General features: G+C 58.0%; 2 protein-coding genes. Both read left to right on the top strand.

The genetic code is table 11. The features are described 5' to 3' along the window. Nucleotides 1-313, top strand: a 313-nt coding sequence (locus AX755_RS25770; RefSeq protein ID WP_331710275.1) for a 4Fe-4S dicluster domain-containing protein, incomplete at its 5' end; no start/stop codon positions are given. Between the two features lies 1 nt (nt 314). Further along, a complete protein-coding gene (locus AX755_RS11325) occupies nt 315-1,178 on the top strand; it encodes a dimethyl sulfoxide reductase anchor subunit family protein (protein ID WP_062856768.1) in 864 nt (287 codons plus the stop codon). Nucleotides 1,179-1,308 lie beyond the last annotated feature (130 nt).

The raw sequence follows: 1,308 nt of genomic DNA, 5'->3' as shown, positions 1-1,308 counted from the left end.
CCGCTACTGCCATATGGCCTGTCCGTACGGTGCGCCGCAGTACAACGCCGCCAAAGGCCACATGACCAAGTGCGACGGCTGCCACGACCGCGTGGCGGAAGGCAAAAAGCCGATTTGCGTGGAGTCCTGTCCGCTGCGCGCGCTGGACTTCGGCCCGATTGACGAGCTGCGTAAAAAACACGGCCAGCTTGCGGCCGTCGCGCCGCTGCCGTCCGCGCACTTCACGAAGCCAAGCATTGTGATTAAACCTAACGCCAACAGCCGCCCGACGGGAGATACCACCGGCTATCTGGCAAACCCGAAGGAGGTGTGAGATGGGAAGTGGATGGCATGAATGGCCGCTGATGATCTTCACGGTCTTTGGGCAGTGCGTGGCGGGTGGCTTTATTGTGCTCGCGCTGGCGTTACTGAAAGGCGATTTGAAAGCTGAACAGCAGCAGCGCGTGGTGCTGAGTATGTTTGGTCTGTGGGTGTTGATGGGGATCGGTTTTATTGCCTCTACGCTGCACCTCGGCTCGCCAATGCGCGCGTTCAACTCTCTCAATCGCGTGGGGACATCCTCACTGAGTAACGAAATTGCCAGCGGGGCGATCTTCTTTGCCGTCGGTGGGCTGGGTTGGCTGCTGGCAGCCCTGAAAAAGCTTCCTGCGGGGCTGCGCAACGTGTGGCTGATCGTGACAATGGTGCTGGGCGTGGTCTTCGTGTGGATGATGGTGCGGGTTTATAACACCATCGATACCGTTCCCACCTGGTATAGCGTCTGGACGCCAATGAGTTTCTTCCTGACGATGTTTATCGGTGGGCCGCTGCTGGGCTACCTGCTGCTGCGCGTGGCGGGTGTGGACGGCTGGGCGATGCGTCTGCTCCCTGCCGTTTCGCTGTTGGCGCTGGTGGTGAGCACGATGGTTGCGCTGATGCAGGGCGCTGAGCTGGCAACCATTCACAGCTCCATTCAGCAGGCCTCAACTCTGGTGCCAGAGTACGGTTCTCTGATGGCCTGGCGTGTGGTGTTGCTTGCTGTTGCGCTGGTGTGCTGGATTGCCCCTCAGCTTAAAGATTATCAGCCCGCACTGCCGTTACTGTCAGTGGCCTTTGTGCTGGTGCTGGCAGGGGAGTTGATCGGTCGCGGTGTGTTTTACGGCCTGCATATGACGGTAGGCATGGCTATCGCCAGCTGATTTGATTTTTCGTTATAAAAAGCCGGGACATAGCGCCCGGCTTTTCTTTTTTTGTGCACTGAAAACCCCCAGCTAGGCTGGGGGTTCCGGAAAGCTTTCAGCTTTAAGTCAGTTATAAAAACCCCTTTTG

The sequence above is a fragment of the Enterobacter sp. SENG-6 genome (genome assembly GCF_001605945.1).
Lineage (GTDB): Bacteria > Pseudomonadota > Gammaproteobacteria > Enterobacterales > Enterobacteriaceae > Enterobacter > Enterobacter cloacae.
This window is presented reverse-complemented; position numbering and strand designations above follow the sequence as displayed.

Bases quoted from the DNA above. Each gene is read 5' to 3' on its own strand.
- AX755_RS11325 (WP_062856768.1), top strand. From the start codon at position 315: ATGGGAAGTGGATGGCATGAATGGCCGCTGATGATCTTCACGGTCTTT.